Source organism: Burkholderia sp. Bp8998 (genome assembly GCF_003854235.1).
Lineage (GTDB): Bacteria > Pseudomonadota > Gammaproteobacteria > Burkholderiales > Burkholderiaceae > Burkholderia.
The window spans coordinates 143,936-160,786 of sequence record NZ_QTQF01000002.1; the positions used below are offsets into that span (position 1 = coordinate 143,936).

General features: G+C 68.0%; 14 protein-coding genes and 3 pseudogenes. 7 read left to right on the forward strand and 10 right to left on the reverse strand.

Annotated elements, in window-relative coordinates:
• Positions 1 to 130: 130 nt before the first annotated feature.
• Positions 131 to 910 (reverse strand): Crp/Fnr family transcriptional regulator, encoded by a 780-nt coding sequence (locus tag DIE06_RS03525; protein WP_124660152.1) that lies wholly within the window; start codon positions 908 to 910, stop codon positions 131 to 133.
• Positions 911 to 1,126: 216 nt separating this feature from the next.
• Here DIE06_RS03525 and DIE06_RS03530 point away from each other — a divergent pair, with 216 nt between their 5' ends.
• Complete coding sequence (locus DIE06_RS03530) at positions 1,127 to 2,779, forward strand: acyl-CoA synthetase (protein ID WP_124660153.1); 1,653 nt, start codon at positions 1,127 to 1,129, stop codon at positions 2,777 to 2,779.
• A 102-nt stretch (positions 2,780 to 2,881) separates the two neighbouring features.
• Here DIE06_RS03530 and DIE06_RS03535 read toward each other — a convergent pair whose 3' ends face one another.
• From DIE06_RS03535 to DIE06_RS03550, 4 genes and pseudogenes are all read right to left on the reverse strand, one after another.
• The gene (locus DIE06_RS03535) at positions 2,882 to 3,196 is read right to left on the reverse strand and encodes a HigA family addiction module antitoxin (RefSeq protein WP_124660154.1); all 315 of its coding nucleotides are present in this window, start codon (positions 3,194 to 3,196) and stop codon (positions 2,882 to 2,884) included.
• A 12-nt stretch (positions 3,197 to 3,208) separates the two neighbouring features.
• A pseudogene (locus DIE06_RS03540) lies at positions 3,209 to 3,486 on the reverse strand (type II toxin-antitoxin system RelE/ParE family toxin).
• A gap of 91 nt (positions 3,487 to 3,577) precedes the next feature.
• Positions 3,578 to 4,009: a YqaA family protein gene (locus DIE06_RS03545; protein ID WP_124660155.1), complete on the reverse strand. Its 432-nt coding sequence runs from the start codon at positions 4,007 to 4,009 to the stop codon at positions 3,578 to 3,580.
• Positions 4,010 to 4,108: 99 nt separating this feature from the next.
• On the reverse strand, positions 4,109 to 4,756 hold the full coding sequence (locus DIE06_RS03550) for a LysE family translocator (RefSeq protein WP_124660156.1): 648 nt from the start codon (positions 4,754 to 4,756) through the stop codon (positions 4,109 to 4,111).
• A 284-nt stretch (positions 4,757 to 5,040) separates the two neighbouring features.
• Between DIE06_RS03550 and DIE06_RS03555 the strand changes: the two genes are divergently transcribed.
• Positions 5,041 to 5,523: an Lrp/AsnC family transcriptional regulator gene (locus DIE06_RS03555; protein WP_010098798.1), complete on the forward strand. Its 483-nt coding sequence runs from the start codon at positions 5,041 to 5,043 to the stop codon at positions 5,521 to 5,523.
• Between the two features lie 668 nt (positions 5,524 to 6,191).
• Here DIE06_RS03555 and DIE06_RS03565 read toward each other — a convergent pair.
• Positions 6,192 to 7,844: an IclR family transcriptional regulator gene (locus DIE06_RS03565; protein WP_124660158.1), complete on the reverse strand. Its 1,653-nt coding sequence runs from the start codon at positions 7,842 to 7,844 to the stop codon at positions 6,192 to 6,194.
• Between the two features lie 177 nt (positions 7,845 to 8,021).
• On the opposite strand from DIE06_RS03565, the gene DIE06_RS03570 reads away from it, so the two are divergent.
• The 3 genes from DIE06_RS03570 to DIE06_RS03580 all read left to right on the forward strand — a co-directional run bounded on the left by DIE06_RS03570 (position 8,022) and on the right by DIE06_RS03580 (position 11,948).
• Positions 8,022 to 8,981 carry an MBL fold metallo-hydrolase gene (locus DIE06_RS03570; protein ID WP_124660159.1) on the forward strand — a complete coding sequence of 320 codons (960 nt, stop codon included), beginning with the start codon at positions 8,022 to 8,024 and terminating at the stop codon, positions 8,979 to 8,981.
• A 182-nt stretch (positions 8,982 to 9,163) separates the two neighbouring features.
• The gene (locus DIE06_RS03575) at positions 9,164 to 10,531 is read left to right on the forward strand and encodes an MFS transporter (protein WP_124660160.1); all 1,368 of its coding nucleotides are present in this window, start codon (positions 9,164 to 9,166) and stop codon (positions 10,529 to 10,531) included.
• A gap of 61 nt (positions 10,532 to 10,592) precedes the next feature.
• On the forward strand, positions 10,593 to 11,948 hold the full coding sequence (locus DIE06_RS03580; protein ID WP_124660161.1) for an MFS transporter: 1,356 nt from the start codon (positions 10,593 to 10,595) through the stop codon (positions 11,946 to 11,948).
• 53 nt (positions 11,949 to 12,001) lie between these two features.
• Here the strand turns inward: DIE06_RS03580 and DIE06_RS03585 are convergent, their stop codons facing one another.
• From DIE06_RS03585 to DIE06_RS03595, 3 genes and pseudogenes are all read right to left on the reverse strand, one after another.
• Positions 12,002 to 13,792 carry a sensor domain-containing diguanylate cyclase gene (locus DIE06_RS03585; RefSeq protein ID WP_124660162.1) on the reverse strand — a complete coding sequence of 597 codons (1,791 nt, stop codon included), beginning with the start codon at positions 13,790 to 13,792 and terminating at the stop codon, positions 12,002 to 12,004.
• Positions 13,793 to 13,932: 140 nt separating this feature from the next.
• Positions 13,933 to 14,046, reverse strand: a pseudogene (locus DIE06_RS38875) (short-chain dehydrogenase); the annotation flags it as partial.
• Between the two features lie 8 nt (positions 14,047 to 14,054).
• Positions 14,055 to 14,855: an SDR family oxidoreductase gene (locus DIE06_RS03595; RefSeq protein WP_124660163.1), complete on the reverse strand. Its 801-nt coding sequence runs from the start codon at positions 14,853 to 14,855 to the stop codon at positions 14,055 to 14,057.
• A 143-nt stretch (positions 14,856 to 14,998) separates the two neighbouring features.
• On the opposite strand from DIE06_RS03595, the gene DIE06_RS03600 reads away from it, so the two are divergent.
• Positions 14,999 to 15,958 (forward strand): GlxA family transcriptional regulator, encoded by a 960-nt coding sequence (locus tag DIE06_RS03600; protein ID WP_124660164.1) that lies wholly within the window; start codon positions 14,999 to 15,001, stop codon positions 15,956 to 15,958.
• A 157-nt stretch (positions 15,959 to 16,115) separates the two neighbouring features.
• Positions 16,116 to 16,253 (forward strand): annotated as a pseudogene (locus tag DIE06_RS03605) (epoxide hydrolase); the annotation flags it as partial.
• A gap of 89 nt (positions 16,254 to 16,342) precedes the next feature.
• Here DIE06_RS03605 and DIE06_RS03610 read toward each other — a convergent pair.
• Positions 16,343 to 16,834 (reverse strand): 2,4'-dihydroxyacetophenone dioxygenase family protein, encoded by a 492-nt coding sequence (locus DIE06_RS03610; RefSeq protein WP_124660165.1) that lies wholly within the window; start codon positions 16,832 to 16,834, stop codon positions 16,343 to 16,345.
• Between the last annotated feature and the right edge of the window lie 17 nt (positions 16,835 to 16,851).

The window sequence follows — 16,851 nt, forward strand, 5'->3', positions numbered from 1 at the left end:
GTCAGGTTGCCGCGCGATGGGTGCAAGCCGATTCATCGGATGAAATGCGTGCGGGTGCCGCCGCCCGGAAACGGCTGCCTAATCGCACACGCATGCCGCATCGACGACGGTTCCGTTCATCGGACGTCGCTCAGATCTGTTCCATCCCGACCCGCGCGAGCGCGGCCAGATCGACGACCTCGATCTGGTTGTACGCGAGCCGCAGCACGCCGAGCTTCTCGAGTTGCTGCAACGCCTGGTTGATCCGCTGCCGCGACACGCCGACGAGCATCCCCAGTTCCTCCTGCGAGATCGCGAGCGACGGGCCGGTGTCCGGATACAGGGCGGGATTGAACAGCTGCGCGAGCGCCTGCGCGACACGCGCGTCGACATCGAGCAGCCGGCTGTTCTGGATCGATGCGATGAACTCGCCCATCCGGTTGTTCAGTTGATGGATCACGAAGCGCGTGAACGGCAGGCTCGTGTCGAGCAGCGCATGGAACGTGTCGACCGGCACGAACAGCACGATCGAGCGCTGGACGGCGACGACTTCGTACTTGCGCAGCTCGCGCTTGATCACGCTGCCTTCGCCGAACCAGCCGCCCGACGGCACGCCGGAAAACGTGCAGCCGCGCCCCGACGCGTTGAAGATCGCGAGCTTCAGCAACCCGCGATGCACGCCGATCCAGTGTTCGGACGGCGCGAGCCGCTGCGCGATCACGTCGCCGGCCTCGCGCAGCTCGGCGCGCGACTGCGCGAGCACGAGCGCCTGGTGTTCCGGCGCGAGCGCGCGGAACCACGCGCACTGGCCGAACAACACGGACAGGGCGGGCAACGGGCCCGGTTCGAGCGGCGGGTTGGCCGCAGCGTTGGCCGCAGCGTTGGCCGAGATGGCGCCCGCGTCGGGCGGCGCAACGGGGTGGTCGTGCATGGGGGCGGGTTTGCGAGGATAGGGATAACGCGCAGCGCTCATGAGGCACTCTGTCGTTTCGATGACAGACGGCTCACAATAGCGCCCGTTAGGCTGTCGACAATTGAACCACATCAAAACGCATCGGGGTGCATGCACTCCGGCTGGATACGCGATCGAAGCGTGCGCCGCGGCGCCGACGCACGCGCCGGTCGACAGAAAACGGGAGACAGGATCATGACGCAGATGTTCGAGGCCGGACTCGGCCGCCGCGACGCCAACTACGTGCCGTTTACGCCAATCGACTTTCTGGTCCGCGCGGCCGAAGTCTACGGCGAGCGCCTCGCGATCGTGCACGGCGACGTGCGACGCACGTGGGGCGAAACCTACACCCGGGCGAAGCAGCTCGCGAGCGCGCTCGCGCAGGCCGGCGTCGCGCGCGGCGAGACGGTCGCCGCGCTGCTGCCGAACATCCCGGCGATGGTCGAGGCGCACTTCGGCGTGCCGATGGCGGGCGCCGTGCTCAACACGATCAACACGCGGCTCGACATCTCGTCGGTGCTGTTCATGCTGCGTCACGGCGAAGCGAAGGTGCTGATCGTCGATACCGAATACGCGGAGCTCGCGCAGCGCGCGGCGCTCGAAGTGCCGGGCCTGAAGATCGTCAGCGTCGCCGACGCGATGCCGGCCGACCCCGCGCGCTTCGCGGGCGCGACCGACTACGAAGCGTTCGTCGCGGGCGGCGACCCCGACTACGCATGGACGCTGCCCGCCGACGAGTGGGAGGCGATCGCGCTGAACTACACGTCCGGCACGACCGGCGACCCGAAGGGCGTCGTCTATCACCATCGCGGCGCGTATCTCGCGGCGATCAGCAACATCCTCGAATGGGACATGCCGAAGCACGCGGTGTATCTGTGGACGCTGCCGATGTTCCACTGCAACGGCTGGTGCTTTCCGTGGGCCGTCGCGGCGCGCGCGGGCGTGAACGTCTGCCTGCGCAAGTTCGACGCGAAGACGGTGTTCGACCTGATCCGCCGCGAACGCATCACGCATTACTGCGGCGCGCCGATCGTGCAGAGCGCGATCGCGAATGCGCCGGCCGAGCTCCGTGAAGGCATCGATCACACGGTGCACGCGATGGTCGCCGGCGCGGCGCCGGCGCCGGCCGTGATCGCGAAGATGAAGGAGATCGGCTTCGACCTGCTGCACGTGTACGGGCTGACCGAGGTCTACGGCCCCGCGACCGTGTGCGCGAAGCAGGCGCACTGGGACGATCTGCCCGACGACGAGCGCGCGCGGCTCAATGCGCGGCAGGGCGTGCGCTATCACCTGGAAGCGGGTGCGACGGTGCTCGACCCGGACACGATGGCGCCGGTGCCGGCCGATGGCGAGACGCTCGGCGAGATCATGTTCCGCGGCAACATCTGCATGAAGGGCTACCTGAAGAATCCGAAGGCCACCGACGAAGCGTTCCACGGCGGCTGGTTCCATACCGGCGACCTCGCGGTGCTGATGCCGGACGGCTATATCCGGATCAAGGATCGCAAGAAGGACATCATCATTTCCGGCGGCGAGAACATCTCGAGCATCGAGGTCGAGGATGCGCTGTACCGGCATCCGGCCGTCGCGGTCGCGGCGGTCGTCGCGATGCCCGACCCGAAGTGGGGCGAGGTGCCGTGCGCGTTCGTCGAGCTGCGTGAAGGCGCGAGCGCGACCGAGGAGGAGATCGTCGCGCACTGCCGGCAGTTGCTCGCGGGGTTCAAGGTGCCGAAGGTCGTGCGGTTCGGCGAGCTGCCGAAGACGTCGACCGGCAAGATCCAGAAATTCCAGCTGCGCAACGCGGTCGGATCGGACAAGGCGATCGATCTGGCGGGGGACAAGAAGTAATCGGTGCGCGCAGGTGCGCGGCAGCGAGCAACCCGATCGCCCGGAGGCGGGCGACGGGTGGTGGGTTGTCAGGGATGCGGTGCGGTTTCGCGCCTCGTCACGTCAGGCGTGGGCGAATTCCCGAGGCTCGATACGCTTCTGGATCTCACGGCCGTGGGCACGCTCGGTGATTTTCAGATCATACGTGGCTTGCAGGTTCAGCCACGTTTGCGGATCGCCGCCAAAGTAGCGGGCAAGGCGCAGCGCCGTATCGGCCGTGATGCAGCGCCGCTCACGGACGATATCGTTGATACGGCCGGCGGTGACGCCAAGTGCGCCGGCCAGCGCATTCGCGCTCATGTCGAGCGGGATGAGGTAGTCATCACGAAGAATTTCGCCCGGATGGACCGGGCGCATCCCGTTTTTGAACCGGGTCATGTCAAGCTCCATTCAGTGATAGTCGGCGATTTCAACATCGGCCGGTCCGTCATCGCCCCACGTAAAGCACACACGCCATTGACCGTTGATTCGGATGCTGTACTGGCCAATGCGGTCACCTTTTAATGCCTCGAATCGGTTGCCGGGCGGAGACTTCATTGCATCCAGCGTTTCCGCATTGTCAAGCTGCGTAAGACGGCGAATGGCCACATCGGCAATGTTGGCGAATTGTCGGCAACGTCCGGTTTCGAATAACTGCCGAGTGCCTTGCATTTGAACGACTGGATCATGGCTGCATTTCATGCCGTTTATCGGTAAACGGCAAATTGGTTGCCGACTGGCGAGGTCGACATAATCCAGCTGGACAATGCCTCGTGCGCCTCAATGCACGACGAGCCACGCGACGGCCAGATACCGCCCGACCTTCGCGATCGTCACGATCGCGAGGAAGGTCGGCAGCGGCTCGCGCAACACGCCGGCGATCATCGTCAGCGGATCGCCGATCACCGGCGCCCAGCTCAGCAGCAATGACCAGCGGCCGTAGCGCGCGTACCAGCGCTCGGCGCGCGCGAGCGCGGCCGGCTTGACCGGAAACCAGCGCCGGTCGCGGAAGTGCTCGATGCCGCGGCCGAGCGCCCAGTTGATCGCCGAGCCCGCGACGTTGCCGACGCTCGCGACCAGCACCAGCGCCCACACGGGCTCGCGCCCGACGAGCAGCAGGCCGGCGAGGACGGCTTCGGACTGGAGCGGCAACAGGGTCGCGGCGACCATCGACACGGCGAACAGGCCGCCGTAGGTGAGCAGTTCGGACATCGCGCGATTGTACCGGCCGCGCGTCGGCCGGCACCGGTCATGCAGCGTCAGCGGCGTCGGCGGCGTCGGCGGTCCCGAGCGGCGGGCGCATGCGGCCGCTCAGTTCCAGCCGACCATGATCGCGCCCATTCCGACCAGCAGCCCGCCCGTCACGCGGTTCATCGCGCGCATCCGCGCCGGGCGCTGCAGGGCTCGGCTCAGCCGGTGCGAGAACAGCGCCATCGACGCGACACCGCCGGCGAACAGGAGCGCGAAGGTCGTCGCGAGCAGCAGGAACTGGGCGTTCAGGCTCCAGTCCGCGTTCGGGACGATGAACTGCGGAAAGAACGACGGAAAGAACAGCAGCGTCTTCGGGTTCAGGCCGGAGGTGGCGACGCCGCGCCAGAACAGCGCGCGTCCGGTGTCGGGGTCGTCGGCTGCCGTGCCGCCGGCTTCCGTCGACGCGGCGGGCGCGACGGCCGGCGCGCGGCTGAACCATTGCTTGCAGCCGAGCCACACGAGGTACGCGGCGCCGGCCCAGCGCAGCATCGTCAGCGCATGCTCGTCGAGATTGAACAGCGAATTCAGGCACAGCGCGGTCAGCGCGAGCTGCAGCAGCACGGCGAGCGTGCCGCCCCACACGCACGGCAGCGCGCGGCGCCAGCCGGCGCGCAATGCGTGGTTCATCGTGAGGAGGTTGACGGGGCCGGGGGCATAGATGAGGACGGCGGACGCAGCGAGGAACGACAGATAAAACCTGAACGACATGACGGGAGGTGCGGAAACGGAGGATCAGGCGCCGGCCCGTGCGACCGGATAGGCGCGCGGGAGGCGGGACATTGCATGCCTGCGTGTCCGGCGCCGCAACTCGTGATTGCGGCCAGGCGTCCCGGTGCGAAGGGGTTGTCGCGGGGAGCGTGCCGGACACCAGGCATGGAGAAAATGTATCAAGCGGGCCGGTTAAAAGGCTTCCTGTTTTCCGGCAAAACCGACCCGAAACCGGAATCCTGTTCAGCTAGAATGACAATTTTTAGTAGAAGATTCTTCTCGCCATGGCTACTCGCGAACGCACGCCGAAAACCCTCGACAACCAGGACCGCAAGATCCTGGGTGCACTGCAAAAGAATGCGCGTCTGTCGAACGCCGAACTGGCCGAACAGATCGGCATGTCGACCACCGCCTGCTGGAACCGCACGCGGCAGCTCGAACTCGACGGTTACATCGACGGCTACGTCGCGCTGGTCAACCAGCGCATGCTCGGCTACGCGGACATCGTGATCCTCGAAGTCACGCTAGATCGCCACGAGGACGACGCACTCGCGCGCTTCGGCGCCGAACTCGCGGCGCTGCCCGAAGTGCTCGAGGCCTACCTCGTGTCGGGCGAATACGACTACTGGATCAAGGTCGCGGTGGACGGCACGGCCGGTTACGAACGCTTCCTGCGCGAGAAGCTGTACAAGATTTCGAGCATTCGTCACAGCCGCTCGATGTTCGCGCTGCGGTGCATGAAAGACGTGCCGTCGATTCAGGTGTGACGACGGTGGTGGCGGGCCGCGCATCGTCGTGACGACGGGGTTTGCGGTTGCGCCGAAGACGGGCGCTGATCGGGCTGTCGCGTCGAGTGGACGCGGCCCGGAGCCCGATACGGAAGGGAAATTCGCGTGGAGCGGGAACACGGATGAATCTTCCGCGGCGACCCGGTTCACCACACGGCGCGGAACGACACGCCCGCGCCTCGCATGTTCAACGGCCGGGCATGCCGGCAAGCGGATCAGCCGGATATCGTGCCGCCGGCCGCCGGCCAGTCGCTGCGCTTAGCGCGGCAGGCGTGCGTGCGCTTCAGCGATGACTGCGCAGTTCTCGAGGTGCAGTGCCCATGCTTCCGCAAGCAGCTCGCCAACGCGTGTGAGCCAGCCAGCGGATTGGGTGGAACGGTCGGAGACATTAGACGTTTGCATGACGAAGCCCCATGTAGGTGGCGAGTTAGGGATAACCCTGATCATAGAGGAATGTCACCGCCCTGTGAAATGCGATTTCGTTATATGAGAATTACTGACAATTTTTGTTGCTGCCGCGCAACATGAATTGCGCCGGCTTCTGCGTGGCGGACCGGCGTGACGAGGCCGTGGCGAGCACGGCCTCGCATTGACGGGCGGAAAGGGAGCGTCAGGCGGGCGGAACGGGTGCGGCAGCGCGGCGGCGATTACCCGCCGATCCACCCGAAGCGCCACGACAGGCGGCGCGTCGCGGACAGCAGCGTATATGCGAGTTCGCTGTCCGGCCCGCGCGGGAAGCCGCGCGACGAGCCGATGATCGCGATCACGAGCCGGATGCTGCCGGTGTGATCGAACACGGGCGCGGCAATCGTCCCGATGCCCGGCACCGGCGCGTCGAACGCGAAATCGAGTTCGTCCGCGCGGATCGTCGCGAGCCGCGTGCGGAATGCGTCGTCGACCTGCGTCGCACGGCCGGCGAGGCGCACCGGCTCGTCCGCCAGCAGGCCGGCCAGCACGTCGTCCGGCATGCCGGCCGCGAAGATTCGCCCAATCGCGGTATTCACGAGCGACATCACCGTGCCGACCTGCAGGCTCACGTGCTGCGGCCGCGCCGATTCCTCGAGGCGGATCACGGTCGGCCCGAGCGGCCCGAGCGTCGCCGCGGCCACGCTCATGTCGGTCGCGGCCGCCAGCGCGACGATTTCGGCTTCCGCATCGCGCGTCGGCGACACGCGCTGCATCGCGATCAGCCCGAGTGCCTGGCCGAGCGGCCCGCCGCCGAAGCAGCCGGCGTCGTCGCGGCTCAGCAGGCCGATCTTCTGCAGGCTGACCAGATGCGGAAATGCCTTCGCGGCCGGCATCCCGGCCGCCGCCGCGAGATCGCGCAGCGGCAGCGCGCGGCCCGCCGACACGAGCGCGAGCAGCAACTCGCCCGTGCTGTCGAGCGCGTTGATGCCGCGCTGCGCCTTCGTATCGTCGGCGAGCGCGGGCGGCATGCGCTGCGGGGGCGGGGGCATGCCCGGCGCGGCTGGCTGCCCGTCGCGTCCCGCGTCGAGCGACGCGGTGGCCTGACGTGCCGCGTCGCGCAGCGCCGTCGCGATCGGCCCGTCCCAGTCGACATCGATCGAGCCGCTCGAACCGATCACCGTCAATGCAAGTTGAAGGCATCCGTTCGCGTCCAGCACCGGCACGCACATCGCGCTGACACCGGGGCTCGGCCGATCCACGCCGCGTTCGATGCCGCGCGCGCGGATCGCGTCGAGTTCGGCCTGCCACGCGCGGGCATCGGATGTGCGCTGATCGCCTTCCGCGCCCGCGAGCGTGTCGCCGGCGCCGCCCTGGCTCGCGGCCATCGCGTCGAGCTGCGCGGGATCGCCGAACGCGCGGAACACGCGGCCGGTGGCCGTCGTGTCGAGCGACATCACCGATCCGACGTGCAGGTTCACGTGCAGCGGATAGCCGCCGTGCTCGATGCGCACGATCGTCGGCCCGAGCGCACCCGGCACCGACAGCGCGACGCTCAGGCCGACCGCTTCCGCGAGCCGCGCCGCATGCGGCAGCGCCGCGCGATAGGCCGGCTGGCGTTCGATCGACATCAGCCCGAGCCGCAGCGACAGCGGCCCCGGCTCGTAGTTGCCGGTGAGCGCGTCGCGTTTCACGAGCGCGAGCCGGGTCAGGCTGACGAGATAGGTGTGCGCCTGCGCGGTCGACAGGTCGGCCGCGGCCGCCAGCTCCGACAGCCCGAGCGGCTTGCGCCGGCGCGCGAGCGCGTCGAGCAGCCGGCCGCCGACCTCGACGCTCTGGATCCCGCGCTGCGCCTTGGGCGGCGCGTCGTCTGCACTGACTTCGTGGTTCTGCACGCGATGATTCTTCCGTTGACGAAACCTCGCATGGTATCCGACGCCATTTCGCACGCCAGCCCGCAGGTTTACCCGCATTAAACAATAGCAAGTCAATTTGTCATTGACAAATAATCAGCGCGGGAAGATGATCCGCTCACTCCCCTCAACACATGGCTCGCAGCCACGGAACGCAACATGGCCAAAGCATTCGCCTCCCAAGCCGATCTGGAAGAGAAGAAAGTCACCTGGACGCAGCTGTCCGAGAACGCGTACGCCTACACCGCCGAAGGCGACCCGAACTCGGGCGTGATCATCGGCGACGACAGCGTGCTGATCGTCGACACGACCGCGACGCCCGCGATGGCGCAGGACCTGATCGCGAAGATCCGCAGCGTGACCGACAAGCCGATCAAGCACGTGGTGCTGTCGCACTACCACGCGGTGCGCGTGCTCGGCGCGTCCGCGTATTTCGACGAAGGCGCGCAGCACGTGATCGCGAGCCGCGGCACGTACGAGATGATCGTCGAGCGCGGCGAGGCCGACATGAAGTCGGAGATCGAGCGCTTCCCGCGCCTGTTCGCGGGCGTCGAGACGGTGCCGGGCCTGACCTGGCCGACGCTCGTGTTCGAGCGCGAGATCACGCTGTTCCTCGGCAAGCTCGAAGTGAAGATCATGCACGTCGGCTCGGGCCACACGAAGGGCGACACGATCGTCTGGCTGCCGTCGCAGAAGGTGCTGTTCTCGGGCGACCTGGTCGAATACGACGCGGCCTGCTATTGCGGCGACGCGCAGCTCGAACAGTGGCCGGCCACGCTCGAGGCGCTGCGCGCGCTCGGCGCGGAAAAGCTCGTGCCGGGCCGCGGCCCCGCGCTGCTGAATCCGGCCGAAGTGAACAAGGGCCTCGACTACACGAAGGACTTCGTGACGACGCTGCTCGCGCAGGGCCGCAAGGCCGTCGAGCGCAAGCTCGACCTGAAGGCGTCGATGGCGCTCACGCGCGAAGCGATGGATCCGAAGTTCGGCCACGTGTTCATCTACGAGCACTGTCTGCCGTTCGACGTGTCGCGCGCGTTCGACGAGGCGAGCGGCATCACGCATCCGCGCATCTGGACCGCGCAGCGCGACAAGGAAATGTGGGACGCGCTGCAGGACTGAGCGGGTCACGGCGGCGGGGCGTCCGGGCGGACGTCCCGCCGTGTTCCTGAAGGCTCCTGACCGGCGGCGGCATGGCGCCGCGGTTCCGGAAGCCGACATCCGATCTCACAAGAAAGCAGGGCGCACGTACGCCCTCGGAGACTGCCGCGCGCTCGAAACGCGCGGCCCGTTTGGAGAGAGACATGCCCCAATCGCTTCCCGCCGAAGCGACGATCGCGCACGCGAGTGCCGCGACGCCGACTGCCGCATACGAATCCGCGCCGGCATCCGATGCCGGCGACGCGCTGCTGTTCCGCAAGATCGCGTGGCGGATCGTGCCGTTCCTGTTCCTCTGCTACGTCGTGTCGTTCCTCGACCGCATCAACATCGGCTTCGCGCAGTTGCAGATGAAGCACGACCTCGGCTTCAGCGATGCGATGTACGGCCTCGGTGCCGCGGTGTTCTACGTCGGCTACGTGTTCTGCGAGGTGCCGAGCAACCTGCTGCTCGCGCGCTTCGGCGCACGCCGCACGTTCACGCGGATCATGCTGCTGTGGGGCATCGCGTCGACCGGGATGATGTTCGTGTCGCAGCCGTCGCATTTCTACGTGCTGCGCTTCCTGCTCGGCGTGTTCGAGGCCGGCTTCTTTCCCGGCATCGTGCTGTACCTGACCTACTGGTTCCCGTCGAACCGCCGCGCGGCGGCGATCTCGGTGTTCTTCGCGGGCGTCGCGGTCGCGGGCGTGCTCGGCGGCCTGATGTCGGGCTGGATCATGCGCGACATGAGCGGCGTGTTCGGGCTGCACGGCTGGCAGTGGATGTTCGCGATCGAAGGCGCGCCGGCGATCGTGCTCGCATGCTTCGCGTTCACGTATCTGGTCGACCGGCCGCGGGACGCCGCGTGGCTCACCTCCGACGAAAAGGCGCGCGTCGCCGCGCTGTGCGGCGATTGCCGTGCGCACGGCGCGCATGACAAACGCAGCCTGGCCGCCGCGCTCGCGAACCCGCGCGTCTACCTGTTCGCGTTCATCTACTTCTCGCTGACCTGCGCATCGCTGACGCTCAATTTCTGGATGCCGCTGATGATCCGCGACTTCGGCGTGACCGACGTGGTGGCGGTGAGCCTCTACACGGTCGTGCCGAACGCCGTCGGCGCGGTCGGGCTGATCCTGATCGCGCGCCGCTCGGACCGCACCGGCGAGCGCCGCAAGCATTTCGCGTGCTGCACGATCGGCGGCGGCCTTGCGCTCGCGGCGCTGACGCTGCACCTGCACAGCTTCGCGGCGATGCTCGCGTGCCTGTCGATCGCGGCGACGCTGATCTTCGCCGCGCTGCCGATCTTCTGGGCCGTGCCGACCCGCTACCTGTCGGGCAACGCGGCCGCGGCCGGGATCGCGCTGATCAGCAGCATCGGGATCACGAGCGGCATCGTCAGCCCGTGGGTGATCGGGCTGATCCGCACGCGCACCGGCAGCATGGATCTCGCCGTGTACCTGCTGGCCGCGCTGCTCGCGCTGAGCGGCGCCGCGCTGATGCTCGGCGTGAAGGGCGAACCCGCGCAGCGCGCCTGAACGGCATGGCGTTTCCTGTTTCCTGTCCGCACCGAATTCGCATCCATCGAGGAGACGATCGATGTCAGCCCCTCTTCAAGCGGACGCCGCGCAGGCGGCTGCGTCCGGTTCCCGTGCGTCGGCGCCGGACAACGATGCGCTGTACCGGCGCATCGGCGCGCGAATCGTGCCGTTCCTGTTCATGTGCTACATCGTGTCGATCCTCGACCGCAGCAACATCGGCTTCGCGCAGTTGCAGATGCGGCAGGATCTCGGCCTGACCGATGCGATGTACAGCCTCGGCGCGGTGCTGTTCTTCGTCGGCTACGTGCTGTTCGAGGTGCCGAGCAACGCGCTGCTGCGCCGCTTCGGCGCGCGCCGCACGTTCGCGCGGATCATGTTCCTGTGGGGCGCGGTGTCGGTCGCGATGATCACCGTCGACAGCGCGCGGCACTTCTACGTGCTGCGCTTCCTGCTCGGGCTGTTCGAGGCCGGCTTCTTCCCGGGCGTCGTGTTCTACCTGACGTACTGGTATCCGGCGCGCCGGCGCGCGTCGGTGCTGTCGATCTTCTATGCGGGCGTCGCGGTGGCCGGGATGGTCGGCGGGCTGCTGTCGGGCTGGCTGATGCGCGGAATGTCGGGCGTGCTCGGGCTGCACGGCTGGCAGTGGATGTTCGCGATCGAGGGCGCGCCCGCGATCCTGCTCGGCGTGATCGCGTGGTTCTGGCTGTGCGACCGCCCCGAACAGGCGCGCTGGCTGTCCGACGACGACCGGCAACGGCTCGCGGCCGACCTGGCCGCCGATCGTGCGGATGCGCCCGCGCACGCGGCGACGTCGCTGCGGCAGGTGCTGGCCGAGCCGCGCACCTACCTGTTCGCATTCATCTATTTCTCGCTGACGACCGCGCTGCTGATGCTGCTGTTCTGGATGCCGCTGATGATTCGCGAATTCGGCATTCACGACGTCGTGCACATCAGCCTGCTGTCGATCGTGCCGAACGCGATCGGCGCGGCCGGCCTGATCGCGATCGCGCGGCGCTCGGACCGCAAGCGTGAGCGTCGCCGGCACTTCGCCGCGTGCGCATTCGGCGGCGCGGTGGCGCTCGTCTTGCTGACGCTGCACCTGCCGAGCATCGTCGCGATGATGGCGCTGCTGTCGATCGCGGCGATGCTGATCTTCGCCGCGCATCCGGTGTTCTGGGCCGTGCCGTCCGCGTATTTTTCCGGCGCGGGCGCGGCGGGCGGGATCGCGCTGATCAGCAGCATCGGCGTATCGAGCGGGATGATCACACCGTGGATCGTCGGGGTGATCCGCACCCGCACCGGCAGCATGGACGCGGCGATGCTGATGATCGCGGGACTGCTGGCCGCGTGCGCGGTCGCGATGCTGCTGGGGGTGCGCGCCACCTCGCGCGACGCGGCGCACGCGTCGCGTTGATCGAGCGGTGCCAGCGGTGCCTTTACGCGATGCACATGCGACGAGGTGTGCGGCTAGGCCCGATACACCTCGATCCGGTTGCGGCCGTGTTCCTTCGCGACATACAGCGCCTTGTCGGCACGCGACAGTGCCTGGTACGCACCGAAGTCTGACGTTCGCATCGCGTCGATGCCGATGCTGACGGTCAGCGCGAGCAGCTGATCCTCGTGCACGAGCCGCGTGGCGGCCGTACGCTGCTGCACGCGCAGTGCGAGCGCGTACGCCGCGTCGATGCCGGCGTGCGGCAGCACGATCGCGAATTCCTCGCCGCCGATGCGCCCGACGATGCCGTCCGGCCCGATCTCCGCAAGCAGCAGCCGCGCGAAATGCCGGAGCGCGCGATCGCCGAGCGGATGGCCCCAGCGGTCGTTCAGCGCCTTGAAGTGATCGAGGTCGAGCATCAGCACCGCGGCGTCGTGGCCAGTCGTGCGCACGCCGCGCAACGCGGCTTCGCTCTGCCGCATGAACGCATGGCGGTTCGACAGCTGGGTCAGGTGATCGGTCGTCGCCATCCGATGAAGTTCGGTCTCGATGTGCTTGCGCTCGGTCGCATCCGTGATGAAGCCGTGCCAGATCGTGCCGCCGTCCGGCGTGCGTTGCGGGCGCGCGTCGCCTTCGCGCCAGCGCAACCCCTGGCCCGGCAGCAGCACGCGGTATTCGAGCCGCCACGGCGCCAGTCGCTCCGCCGATGCCAGCAGCGACTGACGATAGGCGACCAGGTCGGCCGGATGAATCCGCGTTTCGACCGCATCCGCATTGCGGGCGAGCTGTTCGCGCGTCAATTCGTAGATGTCGCGTACACCCGCGCTCGCGTACGTAAAGTGCCGGCGACCGTCGGCGGTCTGCCGCAGCTGGAACACGAGGCCGGGCACCTGGTCGGTCAGGTTCGTGACGAGCGTGACGGAGTCGCTCAACCGGCCGGCGAGTTCGCGCAGCGCGGTGATGTCGGTGGTCGTGCCGACCATGCGCAGCGCGCGTCCGTGGCTGTCGCGGGTGATGACCTTGCCGCGGCTGCAGATCCATTTGTACGTGCCGTTCTTGCAGCGGATGCGGTGTTCGACCGCATAGCTGTCGGTGCGGCTTTCGAAGTGCGCGAGCATCGCGGCCTTCACGCCGGCGACGTCGTCCGGGTGCAGCCGTTCGTATGCATCCTCGATCCGGCTCGTCAGTTCGTGGGGTGCATAACCGAGCAGCGCCTTCCAGGCCGCCGAGTAGTGGATCTCGCCGGTTTCCACGTTGCGATCCCACACGCCGGTGCCGCTTTCGGTCAGCGCCAGCGCGGTCAGCGCGCTGTGTTCCTCGACGCCGCCGAGCCGTTCGTGGAGCGCGGCCTGAGCGATCGCGCGGCCGATCGCGTGTTCCGCCAGTGTCGCCAGGTCGTGCAGGAAAGCGCGCTGCGCGGCGTCGAGCGTCAGGCTGGTGCTGCCGACGACGCATAACGCACCAAGCGGGATGCCGTCGGGCGCGGCCAGTTCGCAGGCCGCGACGACCCGCGGTGCATCCTGCGGGAGGCCGTCCGCATCGGGCGTGATGAAGCGTCGGCCGGCCGCCGGGGCGTGCTCGACACGCGGCGGGAAACGGATGGGTAAAAGCGTGGCGGGCAGCGTGCCGTCGGACGCCGCCACGCGCTGCGCGCCGGCTTCAGCGGACGCGACGAACGCGCCGGCCGCGCCGAAATGCGCGCGGGCGAGACGGCACACGGTCTCGAGTTCGGGCAACGGCGCGAGCGCCGGTCGATCGTCGGCGGAAACGCGAGAGGAGCCGGGCGTGTCGCCGGCCCCGGTAATGAACATACGGAACCGCATGGTCGAATTCCGCGACGGTCGATTGCGCCGATGATCGGACGAATGCCGGAGGGCGCTGCTTCGGGGGCTGAGATCGCAAAGCTTATCGTCGCGTGGAGGACGTGGCAAGCGGGCCGAAACCGGCTTTGCGTGTGCCGGATTCGGCCGGCGACGACGACCTTGTTGCCCAACTCGTCGAGCGCGGTCGCCGGCGCACGGCCGATCCCGGACGTGCCGCCGGTAATGACGATGGTATTGCCGCCGAGTTTCTTGATGACGCTCCTCAGCGGCCGGCCGCATAGCGGGGCGCAGGCGAATTTGTCGACAGGTGCGGCGCCATCGTGCGGCGCGCGGCCTCGTACGCATCCCATTCGTCAGCCGCATGCAGTGACGGAATCGTCACGCGTTCGCCGCGATCGAAGCCGACCAGCGCCGCGTCGACCAGTTCGGCCGCCGACATCACGATTTCCTTCGGCAGGTGTTCGAGCGGCAGGCCGCCGGTCTGCCAGAAGTCGGTGGCCGTCGCGCCGGGCAGCACGGCCTGCACCTGCACGCCGTGGTCCGCGAGTTCGTGATGCAGCGACTGGCTGAACGCGAGCACGAATGCCTTGCTGCCGCCGTAGACGCCATTGAGCGTTTCCGGGGACAGCGCGACGATCGACGAGATGTTGATCACGGCGCCGCGGCCGCGTGCGACGAAGCCGGGCACGGCCGCGTAGGTCAGGCGCGTGAGCGCGGTCACGTTCAGGTCGATCATCCGCGTCATCGCGTCGACGTCGCTGTCGAGCAGCGGCGTGTGCGTGCCGACGCCCGCGTTGTTCACGAGCAGCGTGACGCTCGCATCCTGCTTCAGCTTCGCCTCGACGGCGGCGAGTGCCGCGCGGTCGTTGAGGTCCGCGCCGACGATCTCGACACTGCGCTGCGTGTCGTTCGTGATGCGCTCGGCGAGCGCGATCAGCCGGTCGCGGTTGCGCGCGACCAGGATCAGGTCGTAGCCGCGGCGCGCGAGCCGGTCCGCATAGATTGCGCCGATGCCGGACGATGCGCCGGTAATGACGGCGGTACCGCGATGTGCTTCAGTCATGATGTCGCTCCGTGTCGAGGAAAGGGGGGAGTGCGTGCATGCATTCTGGCTTCGAACCGCGGCGACACAAATGACGTAGATGGGTATGATTTAGGACATCGGGCGGATCGTGACGATCCGCACGTCCGCCACCGGAGACGCGCATGCACCGAATCGGCTTTCTGATCAGCGATGGATTCCAGATCATGGCGCTCGCCGCGCAATCGGTGTTCGAGTACGCGAACATGGGGGCGGGCGAGCCGTTCTACGTGCTGGACAACTATTCCGTCGACGGCGGCGACGTGCGCTCGTCGCTCGGGCTGTCGGTCGCGACGCGCGCGCTGCGCGGGCGGATCGACGTCGATACCTGGATCGTCGCGGGCGTCAACGATCCGTTGGCATTGCCGGCGCCGGCCGGCGTGGTCGCGTTCCTGCGCCGCGCGAACGCACGCGCGCGGCGGATCGCCGGCATCTGCACGGGCGCGTTCGTGCTCGCGGAGGCCGGGCTGCTCGCGCAGCGCCGCGCGACGACGCACTGGGCGTACGGCCGCGACATGCAAAAGCAATTTCCGGACATTCGTGTCGAGGAGGACCGGATCTACATCGTCGACGGGCCGATCTGGACGTCGGCAGGGATGACGGCGGGCCTCGATCTGGCCCTTGCGATGGTGGAGAAGGATCTCGGCGCGGATGCCGCGCGCGCGGTCGCGCACAAGCTCGTGATGCATCAGCGCCGCGCGGGCGGGCAGTCACAGCATTCGGAAATGCTGGAACTCGCGCCGAAATCGGACCGGATCCAGAACGCGCTGAACTATGCGCGTCAGAACCTCGGCCGCGCGTTGACCGTCGAGGAACTGGCCGGCGCCGTCCACCTGAGCCCGCGCCAGTTCAGCCGCGTGTTCACGGTCGAAACCGGCCAGTCGCCGGCGAAGGCGATCGAGCGGCTGCGGCTCGAGGCCGCGCGGCTGATGATCGAGCAGAGCCGGCACTCGCTCGACGTGATCGCGAGGGAGAACGGTTTCCGCGACCGGCGCCACCTGCGCGACGCGTTCGTGCGCGGTTTCGGCGTGCCGCCGCAGGCGATCCGGCGCGACGCGCGGGCGGATGCGCGCGAAGCGGGTTGACGCGTGGGCGCGCGCGGGAAAATCTCGCAGAATCCCGTCGATATTCGTCGCGAGGGGACACGATGCACGCCGCCCCATTCACCATCGCGATTCCGGATCACGCGCTCGATGACCTGCGTCGGTGCCTGCGCGACATGCCGACGCGGTGGACGGCATCCCGCCGCGCAGCTGGCTCGAACGGGTGTTCGACGTCGTGCAATGGACCGACATGCCGAGCGGTGGCCATTTTGCGGCGATGGAAGAGCCGGAGCTGCTGGCCGACGATATTCGGCGATTTTTCCGGCGTTTTCGATAAGCAACGGGTAGGCGGCCCGGCGCACCGGCGGTCATCCGCACGATGGCCAGAGCCGCCACCACGCGGATCGTGGCGCGACGCCGCCTGGCCTATCGCGTGACGAACGCCGTGGCTTCGTGCGGCGCCGTGCGCGCATGCTTGCGCTGGCGCAGCAGCGCGACGCGGCAATTCTCGCGCGCGGTTTCGCGGCCGTCGTCGTCGAGCAGCACCAGATCGCCGCGCATCACGTTGAGCGTGATCACGTCGTCGCCGGGCGCGCCGAGCGTCTCCGGCGTATGCACCGACCCGGCCGGTTCGAGCACCGTCGAGCCGGCCTGCGCGATCCACTCGTACTCGCGGTAGCGCCACGCCCCCTGCAACGTATGGACGAACACCTCGCCGTCGTGGCGATGGCGCGGCAGCGTGCCGCCGGCCGGCATCTTCAGCAGCGCGGTCAGCGTGTCTTCCGCCGCATTGATATGCAGATACTTGATCGCGAGCCCCGGCAGGTCGGCGCTCATCGGCAGCCACGGCAGCGCGTCGCCGGGCAGGCACGAAATCGGCGGCAGGTCGGTGGAAAGCGGGGCGGACGGCTGCGTCATGGCGGGAGGCGGAGCGG

Excerpts from the sequence above, each read along its gene's own strand:
- DIE06_RS03610 (WP_124660165.1), bottom strand. The coding sequence starts at position 16,834 with ATGACGCAGCCGTCCGCCCCGCTTTCCACCGACCTGCCGCCGATTTCG.
- DIE06_RS03550 (WP_124660156.1), bottom strand. The coding sequence starts at position 4,756 with ATGTCGTTCAGGTTTTATCTGTCGTTCCTCGCTGCGTCCGCCGTCCTC.
- DIE06_RS03595 (WP_124660163.1), bottom strand. The coding sequence starts at position 14,855 with ATGACTGAAGCACATCGCGGTACCGCCGTCATTACCGGCGCATCGTCC.
- DIE06_RS03600 (WP_124660164.1), top strand. The coding sequence starts at position 14,999 with ATGCACCGAATCGGCTTTCTGATCAGCGATGGATTCCAGATCATGGCG.
- DIE06_RS03580 (WP_124660161.1), top strand. The coding sequence starts at position 10,593 with ATGTCAGCCCCTCTTCAAGCGGACGCCGCGCAGGCGGCTGCGTCCGGT.
- DIE06_RS03545 (WP_124660155.1), bottom strand. The coding sequence starts at position 4,009 with ATGTCCGAACTGCTCACCTACGGCGGCCTGTTCGCCGTGTCGATGGTC.
- DIE06_RS03570 (WP_124660159.1), top strand. The coding sequence starts at position 8,022 with ATGGCCAAAGCATTCGCCTCCCAAGCCGATCTGGAAGAGAAGAAAGTC.
- DIE06_RS03575 (WP_124660160.1), top strand. The coding sequence starts at position 9,164 with ATGCCCCAATCGCTTCCCGCCGAAGCGACGATCGCGCACGCGAGTGCC.
- DIE06_RS03585 (WP_124660162.1), bottom strand. The coding sequence starts at position 13,792 with ATGCGGTTCCGTATGTTCATTACCGGGGCCGGCGACACGCCCGGCTCC.
- DIE06_RS03525 (WP_124660152.1), bottom strand. The coding sequence starts at position 910 with ATGCACGACCACCCCGTTGCGCCGCCCGACGCGGGCGCCATCTCGGCC.
- DIE06_RS03530 (WP_124660153.1), top strand. The coding sequence starts at position 1,127 with ATGACGCAGATGTTCGAGGCCGGACTCGGCCGCCGCGACGCCAACTAC.
- DIE06_RS03555 (WP_010098798.1), top strand. The coding sequence starts at position 5,041 with ATGGCTACTCGCGAACGCACGCCGAAAACCCTCGACAACCAGGACCGC.
- DIE06_RS03535 (WP_124660154.1), bottom strand. The coding sequence starts at position 3,196 with ATGACCCGGTTCAAAAACGGGATGCGCCCGGTCCATCCGGGCGAAATT.